The 17309-nt window shown below is 70.0% G+C and carries 18 protein-coding genes; 12 read left to right on the top strand and 6 right to left on the bottom strand.

Features of this window, described 5'->3' with window-relative positions; translation table 11 throughout:
- Nucleotides 1-88: 88 nt before the first annotated feature.
- A complete protein-coding gene (locus H5411_RS31645) occupies nucleotides 89-763 on the bottom strand; it encodes a peptidylprolyl isomerase (RefSeq protein ID WP_183125932.1) in 675 nt (224 codons plus the stop codon).
- 41 nt (nucleotides 764-804) lie between these two features.
- Nucleotides 805-1059: a DUF2631 domain-containing protein gene (locus H5411_RS31640; RefSeq protein ID WP_037366742.1), complete on the bottom strand. Its 255-nt coding sequence runs from the start codon at nucleotides 1057-1059 to the stop codon at nucleotides 805-807.
- Between the two features lie 93 nt (nucleotides 1060-1152).
- Here H5411_RS31640 and dxr point away from each other — a divergent pair, with 93 nt between their 5' ends.
- From dxr to ispG, 3 genes are all read left to right on the top strand, one after another.
- Nucleotides 1153-2349 carry a 1-deoxy-D-xylulose-5-phosphate reductoisomerase gene (dxr, locus tag H5411_RS31635; RefSeq protein ID WP_183125930.1) on the top strand — a complete coding sequence of 399 codons (1197 nt, stop codon included), beginning with the start codon at nucleotides 1153-1155 and terminating at the stop codon, nucleotides 2347-2349.
- A 171-nt stretch (nucleotides 2350-2520) separates the two neighbouring features.
- The gene (locus tag H5411_RS31630; protein ID WP_183125929.1) at nucleotides 2521-3723 is read left to right on the top strand and encodes a M50 family metallopeptidase; all 1203 of its coding nucleotides are present in this window, start codon (nucleotides 2521-2523) and stop codon (nucleotides 3721-3723) included.
- A gap of 118 nt (nucleotides 3724-3841) precedes the next feature.
- The gene (gene ispG / locus H5411_RS31625; protein WP_167441860.1) at nucleotides 3842-4993 is read left to right on the top strand and encodes a flavodoxin-dependent (E)-4-hydroxy-3-methylbut-2-enyl-diphosphate synthase; all 1152 of its coding nucleotides are present in this window, start codon (nucleotides 3842-3844) and stop codon (nucleotides 4991-4993) included.
- A 284-nt stretch (nucleotides 4994-5277) separates the two neighbouring features.
- Here ispG and H5411_RS31620 read toward each other — a convergent pair whose 3' ends face one another.
- Nucleotides 5278-5532: a hypothetical protein gene (locus H5411_RS31620; RefSeq protein WP_101435090.1), complete on the bottom strand. Its 255-nt coding sequence runs from the start codon at nucleotides 5530-5532 to the stop codon at nucleotides 5278-5280.
- Nucleotides 5533-5606: 74 nt separating this feature from the next.
- On the opposite strand from H5411_RS31620, the gene H5411_RS31615 reads away from it, so the two are divergent.
- Both H5411_RS31615 and H5411_RS31610 read left to right on the top strand, forming a co-directional pair.
- Entirely contained in the window at nucleotides 5607-6431 is an 825-nt protein-coding gene (locus tag H5411_RS31615) for a helix-turn-helix domain-containing protein (RefSeq protein WP_101435089.1), read from the top strand.
- A complete protein-coding gene (locus H5411_RS31610) occupies nucleotides 6428-6820 on the top strand; it encodes a VOC family protein (protein ID WP_101435088.1) in 393 nt (130 codons plus the stop codon). Before H5411_RS31615 ends, H5411_RS31610 begins: the two co-directional genes overlap by 4 nt.
- On the opposite strand, the gene H5411_RS31605 is transcribed toward H5411_RS31610, so the two are convergent.
- Nucleotides 6817-7152, bottom strand: coding sequence for a cupin domain-containing protein (locus tag H5411_RS31605; protein ID WP_101435087.1), 336 nt, complete (start codon nucleotides 7150-7152; stop codon nucleotides 6817-6819). The genes H5411_RS31610 and H5411_RS31605 overlap by 4 nt on opposite strands.
- A gap of 71 nt (nucleotides 7153-7223) precedes the next feature.
- On the opposite strand from H5411_RS31605, the gene H5411_RS31600 reads away from it, so the two are divergent.
- Nucleotides 7224-8162, top strand: a complete 939-nt coding sequence (locus tag H5411_RS31600) for a GlxA family transcriptional regulator (protein WP_101435086.1) — start codon at nucleotides 7224-7226, stop codon at nucleotides 8160-8162.
- 45 nt (nucleotides 8163-8207) lie between these two features.
- On the opposite strand, the gene H5411_RS31595 is transcribed toward H5411_RS31600, so the two are convergent.
- Nucleotides 8208-10817 (bottom strand): fibronectin type III domain-containing protein, encoded by a 2610-nt coding sequence (locus H5411_RS31595; protein ID WP_183125928.1) that lies wholly within the window; start codon nucleotides 10815-10817, stop codon nucleotides 8208-8210.
- A gap of 235 nt (nucleotides 10818-11052) precedes the next feature.
- On the opposite strand from H5411_RS31595, the gene H5411_RS31590 reads away from it, so the two are divergent.
- The 4 genes from H5411_RS31590 to H5411_RS31575 all read left to right on the top strand — a co-directional run bounded on the left by H5411_RS31590 (nucleotide 11053) and on the right by H5411_RS31575 (nucleotide 14606).
- Nucleotides 11053-12378: a glycoside hydrolase family 27 protein gene (locus H5411_RS31590; RefSeq protein ID WP_246369487.1), complete on the top strand. Its 1326-nt coding sequence runs from the start codon at nucleotides 11053-11055 to the stop codon at nucleotides 12376-12378.
- A 172-nt stretch (nucleotides 12379-12550) separates the two neighbouring features.
- On the top strand, nucleotides 12551-13405 hold the full coding sequence (locus tag H5411_RS31585; protein ID WP_037366776.1) for a GNAT family N-acetyltransferase: 855 nt from the start codon (nucleotides 12551-12553) through the stop codon (nucleotides 13403-13405).
- A 42-nt stretch (nucleotides 13406-13447) separates the two neighbouring features.
- Entirely contained in the window at nucleotides 13448-14305 is an 858-nt protein-coding gene (map, locus tag H5411_RS31580) for a type I methionyl aminopeptidase (RefSeq protein WP_037366779.1), read from the top strand.
- 37 nt (nucleotides 14306-14342) lie between these two features.
- A complete protein-coding gene (locus H5411_RS31575) occupies nucleotides 14343-14606 on the top strand; it encodes a hypothetical protein (RefSeq protein ID WP_143271359.1) in 264 nt (87 codons plus the stop codon).
- Here the strand turns inward: H5411_RS31575 and H5411_RS31570 are convergent, their stop codons facing one another.
- Entirely contained in the window at nucleotides 14607-15281 is a 675-nt protein-coding gene (locus H5411_RS31570; RefSeq protein ID WP_167441859.1) for a FadR/GntR family transcriptional regulator, read from the bottom strand.
- 48 nt (nucleotides 15282-15329) lie between these two features.
- On the opposite strand from H5411_RS31570, the gene H5411_RS31565 reads away from it, so the two are divergent.
- Both H5411_RS31565 and H5411_RS31560 read left to right on the top strand, forming a co-directional pair.
- Nucleotides 15330-16601 carry a CynX/NimT family MFS transporter gene (locus H5411_RS31565; protein ID WP_183125926.1) on the top strand — a complete coding sequence of 424 codons (1272 nt, stop codon included), beginning with the start codon at nucleotides 15330-15332 and terminating at the stop codon, nucleotides 16599-16601.
- Nucleotides 16602-16714: 113 nt separating this feature from the next.
- The gene (locus tag H5411_RS31560; protein ID WP_183125925.1) at nucleotides 16715-17287 is read left to right on the top strand and encodes a TetR/AcrR family transcriptional regulator; all 573 of its coding nucleotides are present in this window, start codon (nucleotides 16715-16717) and stop codon (nucleotides 17285-17287) included.
- The last annotated feature ends 22 nt before the right edge of the window (nucleotides 17288-17309 follow it).

Below are 17309 nucleotides of genomic sequence, written 5' to 3'. Positions count from 1 at the left end.
TCATGATTCCAGGGGTGCCGCTGTCGCGGCTACGAAGATCGCTACGGACTTCCGCCGCCCCGGCGAGTCCACGCTTACGGGCCGGCAGTCACCAGCCGAAGCTGACCGAGCGGATCTTCACCGGATGCTTGGGCGCGCCGTCGAGCGGGCCGTTCGGGTCGGTCGGGATGATGCCGTCGGCGACCATCCGGTCGAGGACCTCCATGCCGCGCACCACCTTGCCGAGCACCGAGTACTTCGCCGGGATGTGCGCGAACGAGTGCACGATGAAGAACTCGGACCCGTTGGTGCCCGGACCCTGGTTGCCCATCGCGACGGTGCCGCGCTCATAGGTCTCCGCGCCGGTCACCTCGTCCGGGAATTTGTAGCCCGGACCGCCTTTTTCGACCTCGTAGATGTCGCCGCACTGCAGGACGCCGAGGCGTGCCGAGTTCGTCAGCCGCCAGCATTGCGAGCGGTCGTAGAAGTGCTGCAGCACCAAGCTGGTCATGTTCGCGACGGCGCACGGGGCCGCCCCGGCGCGGTTGAGCCGCACGGTGACCGGGCCGTAGTTGTAGTGGAAGGTGACGTCGACCGTCCCGCGGGTGAGCGCGAACGGCAGCGGACGCAGCACCGGGCGCGCGGCCGGGTTGTCCGGCGTCGGTGTGAAGGTGCAGCTCACCACTGGCGGCTTCGCCGAAGGGGCAGCGCTGGCCGGGGCCGCGGCGCACAGGGAAAAACCGGCGGTGACGGCGGCCGCGAGTGCGGCCCAGCGTGGCTTCATGGGCCCGGAAACTAGCGAAAGCGCGGTCCGGGCACCACTGCTTACTTGCGCCAGGCGGTGCGGCTCTTGCGCAGGTCGAGCAGCAGGAGCAGGACGATGAACGCGGCCAGTCCGACGAGCCACACGTTCTCGGTGTTGTTCTCGTGGTTGCCCTTGAGCATCAGCAGCAGGATGACCGCGGAGACCCAGCCCGCGATGCGGGTGGCCTTCGGGAACGAGCCGTGCCAGCCCCACTCCGCCGACGGCTCGTCGCGCGGGTCGACCTCGGGGCGCTTCTCGACCGCCTTGCCTGCCACGACCACTCCTTCACACCGCCTGACATTGTGCCCCCGCATGATCCCACACCGCTGGCCGCCGCACGGACAGGACCCGGGCCATAATGCTTGCTGATGACTACTTCGCGAAGCGTCCTCGTGCTGGGTTCCACCGGGTCGATCGGGACCCAGGCGCTCGACGTCGCCGCACGTAACCCGCATTTGTTCACGATCGCCGGCCTCGCCGCCGGCGGATCCGACCCGGCGACGCTCGCCGAGCAGGCGATCGCGCACGAAGTAGCGGCTATCGCCGTGACGAAGCCCACGGCGGTCGAAGACGTGCAGCTCGCGCTGTATGCCGAGGCCCAGCGCAGGGGATACGCGAAGGGTGAGTTCCGCCTCCCGCGCATCCTCGCCGGCACCGACGCGGTGGCCGAGCTGATCGAATCGGTGCAGGTCGACGTCGTGCTCAACGCGGTGCCCGGTTCCCAGGGCCTCGACCCGACGCTGCGCGCGCTCGCCACCGGCGCGACGCTCGCACTGGCCAACAAGGAATCCCTCATCGCGGGCGGCCCGCTGGTGCTCGCCGCGGCCAAGCCGGGACAGCTGGTGCCGGTCGACTCCGAGCATTCGGCGATGGCGCAGGCGCTGCGTTCCGGGGAGGACAACGAGGTCGCCCGGCTCGTTCTCACCGCGTCCGGGGGGCCGTTTCGCGGAAAGCAGCGCGCGGACCTCGGCGAGGTCACCGTCGAGCAGGCGATGGCGCATCCGACGTGGTCGATGGGCCCGCTGGTCACCATCAACTCGGCGACGCTGGTGAACAAGGGCCTGGAGCTGATCGAGGCGTCGCTGCTGTTCGGCATCGAACCGGCGAGGATCGACGTGACGGTGCACCCGCAGTCCATCGTGCACTCGATGGTCACCTTCGCCGACGGTTCCACGATCGCCCAGGCGAGTCCGCCGGACATGCGGCTGCCCATCGCGCTGGCGCTGAACTGGCCGCACCGCGTGCCCGGCGCGGCCGCCGCGTGCTCCTGGGACAAGGCGGCGAGCTGGACGTTCGAGCCGGTCGACAACGACGCGTTCCCGGCCGTGGAGCTGGCTCGCGAAGCGGGTACCGCGGGCGGTTGCCTTCCCGCCGTTTTCAACGCGGCGAACGAGGAATCAGTGGCCGCGTTCCTGGCGGGCAAGGCCGGTTTCCTGTCGATTGTGGACACCGTGTCGCAGGTGGTGTCCGACGCGGACGAATGGCGGCGCGAACCCCGCGACGTCGCGGACGTGCTGGCCGCGGAGCAGTGGGCTCGCACGCGGGCCGCCGAGCTGCTGGGATGAGCGCGACCGGTGCGCGGAGCCGCGCCGGTCGATGCAACACTGGTTTCACGCTGGCGGCGGATACTCGAACCCGGAACTTCCCGGGTGGTCTCACCGCCTGAAGCCGTGGAAGACGACGAACCTGCCGCCACCGCATCGCGGGCCGCGGCTGAGGGGTGAGGTGCAAGGCCCGTGCTTGCCTATGTGATCGGCGTGGTGCTTTTCGCGCTCGCGATCTGTGTTTCGGTCGCATTGCACGAAGCGGGCCACATGGTCACCGCCCGGATGTTCGGGATGCGGGTCCGCCGGTACTTCGTCGGCTTCGGGCCGACGGTGTTCTCCTTCCGGCGCGGCGAGACCGAGTACGGCCTCAAGGCGATCCCGCTCGGCGGCTTCTGCGACATCGCGGGCATGACCGCGCTCGACGAGGTCACCGCGGAAGAGGCGCCGCGCGCGATGTGGCGGTTCAAGGCGTGGAAGCGGACCGTCGTGATGTCGGCCGGTTCCATCACGCACTTCCTGCTCGGCTTCGTCGTGCTGTTCGCCATGGCGGCCACGATGGGCTTGCCGAACGTGGACCAGAAGCCGATCGTCTCGACCATCTCCGACTGCGTGCGCGGCGGCACCACGGTCGACCAGGTCAACAACCCGGTCTGCCAGCCCGGCGACCCGGCCCCGGCGAAGAAGGCGGGCCTGCTGCCCGGCGACGTCGTGGTCTCGGTGGCGGGCAAGCCCACCCCGACCTGGAACGAGATGGTGACCCAGGTCAAGGCGGTCTCCGGACCGGTCCCGGTGGTCGTCGAGCGCGGCGGGAAGCAGCAGACGTTCGTTGTGGACGTGCCGAAGGTGACCCGCCCCGCCGCGAACGGCGGCACCGAATCGGTCGGCGCGGTCGGCGTCGGGGTGGCCAAGACCATCCACTACAGCCCGGTCGGCGCGTTCGGCGGCGCGGCCTCGTTCACCGGCGACATGTTCGCCCGCACGTGGGACGGGCTGATGGCCTTCCCGAAGCGCATCCCGGCGGTCTTCAACTCGATCTTCGGCGCCGAGCGCGACCCGAACACCCCGGTCAGCGTGGTCGGCGCGAGCAGGCTCGGCGGCGAGGCGGTCGAGGCCGGGCTCTGGCAGGTCTTCCTGCTGCTGCTGGCCAGCCTGAACTTCTTCATCGGCGTGTTCAACCTGCTCCCGCTGCTGCCGATGGACGGCGGGCACATCGCGATCGTCTGGTACGAGAGGGTCCGCGACTGGCTGCGCGGCCTGCGCGGCAAACCCGCGGGCGGCCCGGTCGACTACACGAAACTGTCCGCGATCACGATGGTGCTGGTCGTGATCGGCGGCGGCGTCACGCTGCTCACGGTGACCGCGGACATCGTCAACCCGATCCGCCTGCAGTAACCGCGCGCATCGGCCGGGTCACGCGTCCGTGCCCGGCCGCCCGACCGGGGGTAACGCTGCTCACCGCGTCGGCTGACTTCGTTGAACCGGACCCGGGCGAGGTGGGTACGCTGGAAGCGTGACCGTCGCGCTAGGTATGCCCGCTCTGCCCCCGCCCGTTCTCGCCGAGCGCCGCAAGACCCGCCAGCTGATGGTGGGATCGGTGGGAGTCGGCAGCGACCACCCGATCTCGGTGCAGTCGATGACCACGACGCTGACCTCCGACGTCAACGCCACCCTGCAGCAGATCGCCGAGCTGACCGCGGCCGGCTGCGACATCGTGCGCGTCGCGTGCCCGTCGGCCGACGACGCCGAGGCGCTGCCCGCGATCGCGAAGAAGTCGCAGATCCCGGTGATCGCCGACATCCACTTCCAGCCCAAGTACGTGTTCGCCGCCATCGAGGCAGGCTGTGCCGCGGTGCGGGTGAACCCGGGCAACATCCGCAAGTTCGACGACCAGGTCAAGGAAATCGCGCAGGCCGCGAAGGACCACGGCACGCCGATCCGGATCGGCGTCAACGCCGGGTCGCTGGACAAGCGGCTGCTCGAGAAGCACGGCAAGGCCACCCCGGAAGCGCTCGCCGAATCGGCGATGTGGGAGGCCTCGCTGTTCGCCGAGCACGATTTCCACGACATCAAGATCTCGGTGAAGCACAACGACCCGGTCGTGATGGTGCGTGCCTACGAGATCCTCGCCGAGCAGTGCGATTACCCGCTGCACCTGGGCGTGACCGAGGCCGGGCCCGCGTTCCAGGGCACGATCAAGTCCGCCGTCGCGTTCGGCGCGCTGCTGCGCCAGGGCATCGGCGACACCATCCGGGTGTCGCTGTCCGCGCCGCCGGTGGAGGAGGTCAAGGTCGGCACGCAGATCCTGCAGTCGCTGAACCTGCGGCCGCGGAAGCTGGAGATCGTGTCGTGCCCGTCGTGCGGGCGCGCGCAGGTGGACGTGTACACGCTCGCCGACCAGGTCACCGCCGGACTGGAGGGGATGGAAATCCCGCTGCGCGTCGCGGTGATGGGCTGCGTCGTGAACGGCCCCGGCGAGGCCCGCGAGGCCGACCTCGGCGTCGCCTCCGGCAACGGCAAGGGCCAGATCTTCGTGAAGGGCGAGGTCATCAAGACCGTGCCGGAGCACGCGATCGTGGAGACCCTGATCGAAGAGGCCATGCGCATCGCCGAGGAATCCGGCGAGTCGATCGGCGAGGGTTCGCCGAGCGTCACCGTCGGCTGAGTTTTGGGGTGCGGAAGGGCTCCTCGGTTTTGGCCGGGGAGCCCTTCGCTGGTTGAGCGGCGTTCCAGCAGGACGACGGGGATCTGGCGTCCGGAAGCGGCCTCGGGCTCGGCCGATTTCGAGGCCCCGCGCGATCTGTTCCGCGCCGCCGTGGCGACGGTCCGCGGATTCGCCGTGAGATTGCGGTGCGACAACTGGGCCCCGACGTGGTGCGCGAGAATCGGCGGGCGGAGCCTCGGGAGGCGTTGCCGGACGGGAACAGCCAGTCGCCGCCGGACACCGACTCAGCCGCGCAAATGATGTTGCGCGGCTTCGCGGATCTGGATCCGCACGTTTTCCAGCGAGGCCGCGACCTCGTCGATCTGCCGGATCGCGATCTGCACCGAGCCCTGGATCGCCGTCGCGCTGCCGGTTTCGCCGAGCAGGCCGACGACCTGAGCCTGCAGATCTTCCAGCTCGCCTTTGGTGGCGAGGGCGATTCCGGTCGGCACCTGGTCGGCCAGCAGTTCGAGCTGCTGCGCCTGTTCCTGGATCGTCATCGGGCTTCTCCTCATCGTGGGGACCGCTCTCCCGTGGTAGCAGAATCCCGGCCGGTCCGGGCTAGCCTGGTCGCGTGAGTCACAGCTGGGCCGCCCGTCCGCCGCATCCGGTGTTGCGGGGGCTGGTCACGCGCTACGTCGGCTACGCACAGGAGAACGTCACCCTCGAAGTGCACCGCGGGCTGCCGTCGCGGCATCTCACGCTCGTGATCAGCCTCGAGAAGCCCATCCGGTACGCGGGGCTCGCCGGGCCCGGAGAGCTGCAGAGCGTGGTCGGCGGCCTGCACACCGAACCCGCGCTGATCACGCAGGACCGTGTGCAGCGCGGCGTGCAGCTGGAGCTGGATCCGCTCGGAGCGCGGACGCTGCTGGGTGTCACGGCCGCCGAGCTGACCGGCCGGGTGACCGACCTCGCCGACTTCGGCGGCGACCTCGCTCGTCTGCCGGACCGGCTGGCCGAGGCCGAGGACTGGCGCGCCCGGTTCGCGATCGTCGACCAGGTGCTGGCCGCGCGGGCGGTCGAACCCGCTGATACGCCGCCGGAGCTGGACCGCGCGTGGCACGAGCTGCGCCGCAGCGGCGGGCAGTTGCGCGTCGGCGAGCTGGCGGACGAGGTCGGCTGGAGCCGACGGCATCTGGGGGAGCGGTTCCGCGCCGAGCTGGGGCTGGCCCCGAAGCAGGCAGCGCGCGTGCTGCGGTTCGAGCGCGCGGTCCGCTTGCTGCGTGCCGGGCACCGTGATCTGGCCGGAATCGCTTACGCCGCTGGGTATTACGACCAGGCGCACTTCTCGAACGAGTGGCGCGCGCTGGCGGGTTGCTCGCCGCGGACGTGGATGGCGGAGGAGCTCCCGTTTCTCCAAGACGAGACGAAGTCCGCCGCCGCAGAATCTGGGGCATGACACCACAACCGACGGTATGGCCCGCCTTCCGTTACAACGACGCGCGCGGCGCGATCCGTTTCCTCACGGACGTTCTCGGCTTCGAAGAGACCCTCGTGGTACCCGGCGAAAACGGCGTCGCGCACGCTGAACTCCGGTGGCCGGAAGGCGGGGCCGTGATGTTGGGCAGTTGCGGCGGCCCCGCGGACGGCGTCCACGACGAGATGAAACCCGGTGCCAGCGCGGCGTACGTGGTCTCCGATCGCGTGGACGAGATCTACGCCCGCGTGCGCGAAGCCGGTGCCGAAATCAGCCTGGAGCTGCACGACACCGGCTACGGCTCGCACACGTTCACCGTCCGCGACCCTGAGGGGAACGCCTGGACGGTCGGGAGTTACCGCGGCGCTTAGCCCTCGGGGTAGAAGACGAACAACGTGCAGCCGGTCTCCGTCGCCGGGACGTGCCACGAACCGGCCGGGGCGTGGATGAACGTGCCGGCCGGGTAGTCGCGGGCGCCGTCGTTGAAGGTGCCGGAGACGACGAAGACCTCTTCGGGACCGGGCTCGTGCACGTCGCGTTCGGGCCAGGTGCTGCCGGGATCGAACTCGACCACGTTGGCGTGCGCGCCGTTTTCGCCCTTCCACAGCGGACGGAGGCGGATGCCGGGGAACAGGTGCTTCACCGGTGCTTCGCCGACCGGGACCGAGGTGTAGCCCGGCTGGGCAAGGATTTCGGAGTGCATGGGCCCCAGCTTGGCTTCCCCGGCGAACGCGGGACAGTGTCAGGAAAGACGTCATAGAGTACTTTCTTGCCATGCATCGCGTGGTGGCTCTCGTCCGGCCGGCGCAGTCGACGTTCGAACTCGGCTGCGGCATGGAGGTGTTCGGCACGGTCAGGGACGGCGTGCCGCAGCACTACGAATTCGAGGTGTGCACGGAAAACCCCGGTCCGGTGCCGACCACGGCCGGATATGAGATCCACGTGTCCAGCGGGCTTTCCGCGCTCTCGAAGGCCGACACGGTGCTGATCCCCGGCTGGACGCCCGTCGAAACGCCGCTTTCGCCGAAGGTGCGCCGGGCATTGCTGCGCGCGCACGAACGAGGCGCGCGGCTGGTCACGATCTGCTCGGGCGTATTCGCGCTGGCCCAGACCGGGCTGCTGAACGGCAGAACCGCGACGACGCACTGGGCGCGGATCGACCAGTTGCGCCGGGATTTCCCGGAAGTGCGGGTCGAACCGGATGTGCTCTACGTGGACCACGGCGACGTCGCGACGAGCGCGGGTGCGGGAGCGGGCATCGACCTGTGCCTGCACCTGGTCCGGCGCGATCACGGCGCGGCGCACGCGGCGCTCATCTCGCGGCACATGGTGATGCCGACCCACCGCGAGGGCGGCCAGGTGCAGTACGTGCCGCGGCCGGTGTCCGCGGACGCGTCCTTGGACGGGCTGCTCGAGTGGGCGGGAGAACGTCTGGGCACGCCGCTGTCGGTCGAGGATTTGGCTGCCCGCTTGAGGATTTCCCCGCGGACGCTGGCCCGCCGGTTCGCCGGTCAGCTCGGGACGAGTCCGGGTGCGTGGCTCTTGTCGCGGCGAGTGGCCGAGGCGCGGCGATTGCTGGAGGAGACGGACCTGCCGGTGGACGCGATCGCGGTGCGAGTCGGCTTGGCGTCCGCGGTGAACTTGCGCCGCCGGTTCCGGGCGCAGGTGGGGACGACTCCGGGGGCGTACCGGAGGGCGTTCCGCCTGGGATGATCGGCGCGCACCGGCAGGGAGGTCCGGTACGCGCCGATCACCGGGTTACGCGGTGGTGGCTTGCACCGTCACCGCGGGGCCGACGCCGGTTCCGGTGACGGCGGCGATGGTGAACGTGTACGCGGTGCCGGACTTCAGCCCGTCCACGACGCGGGTCATGCCCTTCTGCGTGGGCTGGCTGACAATCGTGTCGCGTCCGGTGACCTCGATGATGCGGCCGTCGGACACGGTGATCCGGTAGCCGATCACCGGGGTGGACCCGGTTTCCTTCGGCGGCGTCCAGTGGATGCTCGCCGCGTCCGCGCTCGGCAGAACCTTCGCCCCGGTCGGCGCGGCAGCGAGCTGGGTGCCCGGCTGTCCGACGGTGATCGGCGCCGACGGCAGCGACGGCAGACCGGTGCCGAACCGGTTGCGCGCGGCGACCGTGACCGTGTACGTCTGGCCGTCCGTCAGCTCCGGGATCACGGCATATCCAGTGCGCGCGAAGTCCTTGGCGGACACCGAACTCGTCACGCTGTTCTTGCCGTCCGAAGCGGTCAGCAGGTAGTCCTGCACCGGCGCGCCGTTCTCCGCGACCGTCGGGTTCCAGGTCGCGTAAAGCTGGCCGGACACCGAGAAGGTGCCGATCCGCGTGGGAGCCTGCGGAGTGGAGTCACCGTCGATCCGGCGGTTCAGCACCGAACGATGGCCCGGTTCGATGCCTGCGTTGTCCACAATGGACTTAGGTGCGGCGGCCGGGTTGTTCAGCAGGTGGTTGCCCGAGGTGAGGACGCCCTTCTTGGCGCCGTCCGGATCGCCCTGCTCCCAGTAGTTGTCGGAGATGACCGTCGGGTCGTTGTTGCCGAGCGAGTCGCGGTAGTCCACGTGCGTGGAGGCGACGTTGGCGTACGCCGCGTGGTAGAGCACGTTGCCGGAAACGGTTTCGTAGGTGCAGCCGTTGTCGGTGTAGACGGACTTGCCGAGGCCCCACTGGTCGTAGATGACGTTCCCGGTCACCTTCTCGCCCTCGGCCTGCGACGGACCGGTGATGCCCTGGGTGTAGACGCCGCCGCCGTCGTCCAGCGAGAGCATGTAGTCGTGGATCAGGTTGTCCGACACCACGTTGTTGCGCGAGACGTTCGGCGTCGCGGCCTGCTTGATCTTGTCCGGCCAGCCGCCCCAGCCCATCGAGATGCCGGAGTACGCGACGTGGTCGATCTGGTTGTGCGACACGACGTTGTCCTGCGAGTACCCGTTGACGATCGGGACCCCGCCGGTGAATTCGCGCGGCATGCCGTACAGGTGGTTGTTGGTCACCTTGACCCGCGCGGTCAGGTCCGCGCCGGCCGCGGTGGGCTTGCTGACCCCGCCGATCTCGACGCCGTTGCCGGAGATGTCGGTGAACACGCTGTCGGACACGCTGCTGTCCTGCGCGCCTTCGCCGAGGTCGAGCCCGGCCGCGCCGAGGTGTGCGAAGACCGTGTCCTGAAACTCGATCCGCTGCCCGTGCGACATCGAGACGTTGCCGGGTTCCTTCGTCCAGTCCGCGTACGGGCAGGTGCCGCCGGGCGTGAACTGGCACAGGCCCTGCGTGGCCCAGCCGCGGTCGCCGGTGATCCGGTAGCCGGCCTGGATTTCCGAGAAGCCTTCCGGCGACGACGGTTCGAGCCAGGTCGCGTAGGAGAACTGGATACCGCGGAAGGAGATGTCGTGGATCGGCGCTTCGGCGGTGCCGCGGCCGTCCACGAGCTTCTCCAGCGCGGGCATCTCGACGTCGGCCCGGTGCAGGTTCTCGCCCTTGCGCGGCAGGTAGTACACGGTGTGCGCGGAACGGTCGAGATACCACTCGCCGGGGGTGTCCAGCAGCTCGAAGGCATTCTCCACATAGGACGGTTGGCGTCCGTTGGTGAGATCGCCGGGGCCGACCATGTTGACCGAACGGCCGGGGATGTCGGCGAACATCACGCGGCGGGTCGAGTTGTCCCAGCACGGCTGCGCCATGGTGATCGTCGTGCCCTGCACCGAAGCGACCGGGCAGCGCGGCTCGGTCCACTGGCCGAGGCCGTTGCGTTCGACGTTCCACAAGGCCTCGCCGCTGGTGTACACGAGCTCGAGGTCGCTCGGGTTCCGCCAGTGCGCCATGGTGTCCGCGGAAGCGGTGTACCCGGTGTCGGTCGCCTGCACGCTCACCGGAAGCCGTCCGGACGCTCGCTGCGCGCGGACGCCGTCGACGTACAGCTGGCGAGTGTTGTCCAGCCCGGCGGGCGCGGGCGCGGAGTAGAGACCAGGACGTCCGGCGACGGGACGCCAGCCGGTGACCTGCTTGCCGCCGCTGACCACGGTGCCCGGCGAGCCCTGCCAGACCACCCGGTGGCCGTTCGTGCCGGAATCGGTCGCATCGAGTTCGAGCGGGTTGTCGAGCCGGTAGGTGCCGGACGCGACGTGCACGGTCAGGTCGGAGTTCAGGTGCGCGGCGCGCTGCCGGACGAGCTGCTGGGCGCGGGGGAGAGTGCGCACCGGCGACCAGACGGCGCCGGACCCGGAATCGTTGCCCCACGGCGAGACGTACACGTCCTGGCTGCCCGGCCACGCCGCGGCCGCACCGGCGGGCAGCAGCGCGGTCGCGGCCACCACCGCCGCGGCCAACCCGAGGGAGCGCGCTGGTCTGAGCTTCATCCGGGACCTCCGTGTTCGCCAGTGAACGACGCGAGTCCGCGCCGAGAGAAAGATAGGATCTATTCGCCGTCGTGTCGAGAGGCCGCTGGCGAGAATTCTCCGCATTCACGGTGGTGAACAGGGTTGATCCGGTCGGCGGCTTCCGTCCCGGCTAGCGGTCATTGATCCGATGAATCATTGCTGTCGGAGCTCTGGCGCGCGTACAACGAAGCGATCCCCGGGAGAGGTGGTCGCGATGAAGCGAAGTCGGATCGGTGTGCTGGCCTCGGCGGTAGCGGTGCTCTTCGGAGCGCTCGCCGGTACCGCGGCGGCGGACGATCAGTCGATCGAGTCCTGGACGCCGGTGGCGAGAACGCCGCTGATGGGCTGGAGCAGCTGGAGCTCGCTGCGCCGGAAGTTCACCGAGGACACGCTCAAGGCCCAGGCCGACGTCCTGCACGACCGGCTCGCCGCCTACGGGTACCGGTACCTCAACATCGACGCGGGCTGGACCGACCACGTCGACGAGTTCGGCCGGGTCGCGCCGGATCCGGCGAAATTCCCCAGCGGCATCGCCTCGCTGGCTCGGTACCTGCACCAGCGCGGCCTGAAATTCGGCATCTACCTGGTGCCCGGCGTCCCGGCGCAAGCGGTCGCGGCCGATTCGCCGGTCGAGGGCACGCCGTACCGGGTGCACGACATCGTCATGCCCGGCGCGGGCAACACCGCGGACGACAAATCCGCGAAACTCGACTTCAGCAAGCCCGGCGCGGCCGCGTACGTCCGCTCGCAGGCGCGGCAGCTGGCCTCGTGGGGCGTCGACTACGTCAAGATGGACTTCGTCGGCCCCGGCGGCGGAAAGATCCCCGCGGACAACCGGGAGGACATCCGGCAGTGGCACGCGGCGATCCAGGCCACCGGCCGGCCGATCCACTTGGAACTGTCGAACTCGCTCAGCATCGCCGAGGCCGCGACCTGGCAGCGCTACAGCAACGGCTGGCGGATCGAGGGCGACATCGAGTGCTACTCGCACTGCGTCGGCCTCACGAACTGGGACGTGCGGGTCAAGCTCCGCTTCGCCGACGCTCCCCAGTGGACGCAATACGCCGGCCCCGGCCACTGGAACGACCTGGACTCCATCGAGGTCGGCAACGGTGATGCGAACGGCATCACCCCGGACGAGCGGCAGAGCGTGATGACGCTGTGGGCGATCGAAGCCTCGCCGCTGCTGCTCGGCACCGACCTGACCAAGCTGGACCCGGACGACCTGAAGCTGCTGACCAACCGCGAAGTGCTGGCCGTTGACCAGGCGGGCCGACCAGCGCGTCCGGTCTCGCAGGAAACGCAGCAGCAGGTGTGGTTCAGCCCCGACGGCCGGGGCGGGGTGACGGTCGCGCTGTTCAACCTCGGTTCGACGGAAGCCCCGGTCACGGCGTCGTGGCAGGACCTAGGGCTGCGTGGCCCGGCGGCGGTGCGGGATCTGTGGACGCACCGGAACCTGGGCGTGAGCCGGGACAGCTTCACCGCGACACTGGCCCCGCACGCTTCGCGGCTGCTGCACCTGGTCCCGCGGCAGCACTGAGCCGACGACTGAAGCTCCGTGAAGGGCTCCTTGAGGGAATCTGATTCCCTCAAGGAGCCCTTCACGGACCGCTGGGCAAGAGGCTCCGCCGTTCGGGTGCGAGGGCCGTTCATCTCAGCGTGTCGGCCGGCTCGCGTTCCGTTCACCCGGTTCATCTGGCACTCTGGACCCTGTGTTGCGGCTTGCAGGTGCACGGCTGCTCGACGATCGGGACTATCCGGCGGTGCGCGCTGCACTCGCCGCCGACCCGGTGGGCAGCTGCATGGTCAGCGCCCGGGTCGAGGCGGCCGGTCTCGACCCGTGGCGGCTCGGTGGCGAGCTGTGGGCGGCCGATTCCCGTCCGGTGCGCGCCGGACGGCTCACCGGTTTGTGCTTCGCCGGCCCCAACCTGATCCCGTTGCGCGGCAACGCTTCGGCGCTGCGGTCGTTCGCTGACCGGGCGCTGCGCCGCCAGCGCACCTGCTCTTCGCTCGTCGGACCGGCGCCGCAGGTGCTCGGGCTCTGGGACGAGCTGTCGCCGGAATGGGGACCGGCCCGCGAGGTACGCGGCGACCAGCCGCTGATGGCGCTCGAAGGCGACCCGCTGGTGCCCGCTGATCCGCAGGTCCGCACCGTCCGCCCGCACGAACTGGACCGCTATCTGCCCGCGGCGGTGGCGATGTTCATCGAGGAGGTCGGCGTCGACCCGCGCGCGGGCGACGGCGGGGCCAGCTACCGGGCCCGGGTCAGCGAGCTGATCTCCACCGGCCGCGCGTTCGCGCGATTCGAGGACGGCGAGGTCGTGTTCAAGGCCGAGATCGGCGCGATGTCGGCGCGGGTCGGCCAGATCCAGGGCGTCTGGGTGCATCCGGACCGGCGCGGCAGCGGGCTCGGCACCGCGGGCACCGCGGCGGTGGTGAATCGCCTGGTCCACGGCCTGGGCCGGACCGCGAGCCTGTACGTGAACGGGTTCAACGCGCCCGCGCTCGCGGCGTACCGGCGGATCGGGTTCCAACAGGTCGGGCAGTACGCGACGGTGCTGTTCTGAGCTGGCTGCGCCGCGGCCGGACGAGGTCGTAGGCTGGGGGACATGTCCGTTCGCGCCCCGTTGAAGCCCGGCGTCCAGACGCCGCGCCGTGCCGTCCCCGCCGACATCGCCCGTCCCGAGTACGTGGACCGTCCGGCGCCGAAACGGGACACCGGCAACGGAGTGCGCACGCCCGAGGTCATCGAGGCGATGCGGGTCGCGTCGAAGATCGCCGCGCAGGCGCTCGAGGAGGGCGGCAAGGCGGTCAAGCCGGGCGCGACCACCGACGACATCGACAAGGTCGTGCACGAGTTCCTGCTCGACCACCACGCGTACCCGTCGACGCTCGGCTACCGCGGCTACCCGAAGTCGTGCTGCACCTCGCTGAACGAGGTGATCTGCCACGGCATCCCGGACTCGACCGTGATCGAGGACGGCGACATCTGCAACATCGACGTGACGGCCTACATCGGCGGCGTGCACGGCGACACGAACGCGACGTTCCTTGCCGGCGACGTCTCGGAAGAGGTGCGGCTGCTGGTCGAGCGCACCCGCGAGGCGACCGCGCGCGCGATCAAGGCGGTCCGGCCCGGCCGTCAGCTCAACGTGATCGGCCGCGTGATCGAGGCGTACGCGAAGCGGTTCGGCTACGGCGTGGTCCGCGACTTCACCGGCCACGGCGTCGGCCCGGCGTTCCACACCGCGCCGACGGTGCTGCACTACGAGGAGCCCTCGGTGCAGACGCTGATCGAAGAGGGCATGACCTTCACGATCGAGCCGATGATCACGCTCGGCACCATCGAGTACGACCTGTGGGACGACGACTGGACGGTCACCACGAAGGACAAGAAGTGGACCGCCCAGTTCGAGCACACGCTCGTGGTGACTGCGGACGGCGCGGAGATCCTGACGCTGCCGTAAGGCTTCTCCCCGGGGCCACTGCTGCGGCTCGTGCTGGGTGCGGCGGACACGTTCGTCACCAGCGGAGGCATTGCTCGGCCGCGACGATTCGGCCGGGCTCGAGGTGGTCGCGACCGCCTTTGCCGACGCCGACCCGGACCACGCTGACTGGATCTATACCGCGGTGGACGACGTGTTCGTGCTGTGCACCGACGAACCGGACGCGGCGTTGCGGGAGTGCGAGGCGCTGAAAAAGAACGCTGCCGAAGCGACGCGCCGCGGTGCGGAACGCTTGGCTGACGCGCTCGCCCCGGTCGACTGATCACAAGCCTTCGGCGCGCGCGATCAGCTCGTCCAGGAATCCCGCCGCTTCGGCGGCGGACCGTTCGGCGTCGCGGGCTTCGATCGCGTCCACCAGTTCCCGGTGCCGGATCATCTCCGCGTGCTCCGGATTGTCCGAAGTGGACGCCACGCTCGCGGTGATCGCCTCCATCAGGCCGCGGTAGAGCTCCAGCAGCAGCCCGTTGTGCCCGCACCGGACCACGACCTGGTGGAATTCCGCGTCGCTGCGGGCGAAATCGTCGAGGCGGCCTTCGTCCCAGTCGGTGTCGCGCCGGTTGAGCAGGACACGCAGTTCGGCGAGGTCTTCGTCAGTCCGCGCGGTCGCGGCCAGCCGGGCGCCCTCGACCTCCAGCAGCCGTCGTACGTGCAGTACCTCGCGCAGTTCCGTCCCGCACAGGCGGCGGATCGCGCCGGACACCTCGCTCGTCGCGCGCACGTACGTGCCGTCACCCTGGCGGACTTCCAAGATCCCGGTGTGCGCCAGCGCCCGCACGGCCTCGCGGACCGTGTTGCGTCCGACGCCCAGCTGCGCGGACAGCTCCGGCTCCGTCGGGATCCGGTGCCCGATCGGCCATTCTCCTGCGGTGACCGCCTCGCGCAGCTGGTCGATGACCTGGTCGACGAGTCCGGCGCGGCGGGTGGTGGCCAACGGCACAGCCTGATCCCTTCATCCAATCATCCTACGTATGGAATAGTAGCGCACATGTCCGCCGATTCCCGAGACGCCGCAGCCGTGTCCACCGCCACCTATTCCGACCGGCTCGAGCTCGAGCTGGAAGGCAGCCTCGAGGAGGCGCCCGCCGGTCGGCGGCCGGGTGTGGTGGCCGGCGGCGTGCTGCTGGCGATCGCGGTGGTGCTGACGGCGATGAACCTGCGGCCGGCGATCACGAGCGTCGGCCCGCTGCTCGCGGAAATGCGGGGCAGCCTCGGCGCGTCCACGGTGTGGGCGAGCATCCTCACGACCCTGCCCGGCCTCTGCTTCGCCGGGGCCGGCCTGGCCGCTCCCGTGCTGTCGCGCCGCCTCGGCATCGGCCCGGCGATCGGCCTCGCGCTGACGGTGCTGACCGCGGGCCTGGTGGTCCGGGTACTCGACGGACCGTACGTCGTGCTCGGCGGCACGCTCGTCGCCACCGCCGGGATCGCGCTGGTCAACGTGCTGATCCCGGTGGTGATCAAGGATTCCTTCCCGGCTCGCGTCGGGCTCATGACCGGCGTCTACACCGCGGCGCTGCAGGGCGGCGGCGCGGCGGGTTCCGCGCTGAGCCCGCCGCTGGAATCGGCCCTCGGCGGCTGGCGTGCCGCGCTCGGGTCGTGGGGCGTGCTGTCGGCGATCGCGTTGGTCGCGTGGCTGATCGCTTCGCGCGGCGCGGGCCGTCCGCCGCGTCCGGCCGCGGGCTCCGCACCCGCCCGGTCGCTGATGCGCAGCCCGCTGGCGTGGATCGTCACGATCTTCTTCGGCCTGCAGTCGTTCATCGCCTACGTCGTGATGGGCTGGCTGCCGCAGGTCTTCATCGACGCGGGCGTCAGCAAGGGCGACGCCGGCCTGCTGCTCGGCCTGATCTCGGTGATCGCGGTGCCGATCAGCCTGGTGATCCCGCCGATCGCGGCGCGGCAGAAGAGCCAGAGCCCGTGGATCGTCGGCATGGGCGTCTTCGGCGCGGCCGGGATGCTCGGACTGGTCATCGCGCCCGCGTTCTCGCCGCTGCTGTGGAGCCTCTTGCTGGGAATCGGGATGAGCGTGTTCTCGCTCGCCCTGACGGTGATCGCCCTGCGAGCCCGGACCGGTGCGGAAACGGCGCGGCTGTCGGGGATGGCACAGGGCATCGGGTACCTGCTGGCGGCCGTGGGGCCGTTCGTGTTCGGCCTGCTGCACGACGCGACGGGCGGTTGGACGGTGTCGTTGATCGTGCTGCTCGCGGTGATGGTGACGCAGATGGTCTTCGGCGCGCTGGCCGGGCGGCGTCGCTTCGTCTGACCTGGGAAGAGTGGGCGGCCGGTGCTCTGCCGGCCGCCCATTTGTCGTTTCAGGGTGTGGTCTGAGGCACCGCGTGCTTTACACTTTTGCGTAATCGTGTTAAAAATGTAGGCATGCCGAAGGTCTCCTCCGCACAGCTCGTCCTCGACGCCGCCTACCGGTGTTTCTGCCGCAACGGCTATCGCCGCACCACGATTTCCGACCTCGTCGAAGAGGCGCAGATGTCGCGCCCGACGGTCTACAAGTACGTCGGGAGCAAGGAAGACGCGATAGTCAAGGTCGTCGAGTCCCTGCTGGAGCAGGCCGCGGCGGCGGCGCGGACGGCGGCCGAGGCCGCGAGCACACCGGGGGAGAAGGTCCTCGCCGTGCTCACGGTGAAGCTCGAGGTCGCCATCCGGCTGTGGCAGGACAGTCCGTCGCACGCCCAGGAACTGCTGTCGGCCGCCACCGCTCAGGCGCCCGGCCTGGTCACGTCCTACACCGACGGTTTGGCCGAACTCCTGGCCTCGGCCCTGGCGGAGGTGGTCCCGGACACCGCGCGGCAGGCCGCAGCCGTTCTGCTCACCTTCACCCGCGGCCTGGAGGACGACCTGCGCGACGTCGACGCCGTCCGAGCGGAACTCGCGGCCGGCGTCCAGATGATCACCCGCGGAGCACTCACCGGCTCCGCGCCTTCTCCGGCCTGACCCGAGCGGGTCGGGCCTTCCC

Origin of the sequence: Amycolatopsis echigonensis (genome assembly GCF_014174495.1) — a bacterium.
GTDB lineage: Bacteria > Actinomycetota > Actinomycetes > Mycobacteriales > Pseudonocardiaceae > Amycolatopsis > Amycolatopsis echigonensis.
This window is presented reverse-complemented; position numbering and strand designations above follow the sequence as displayed.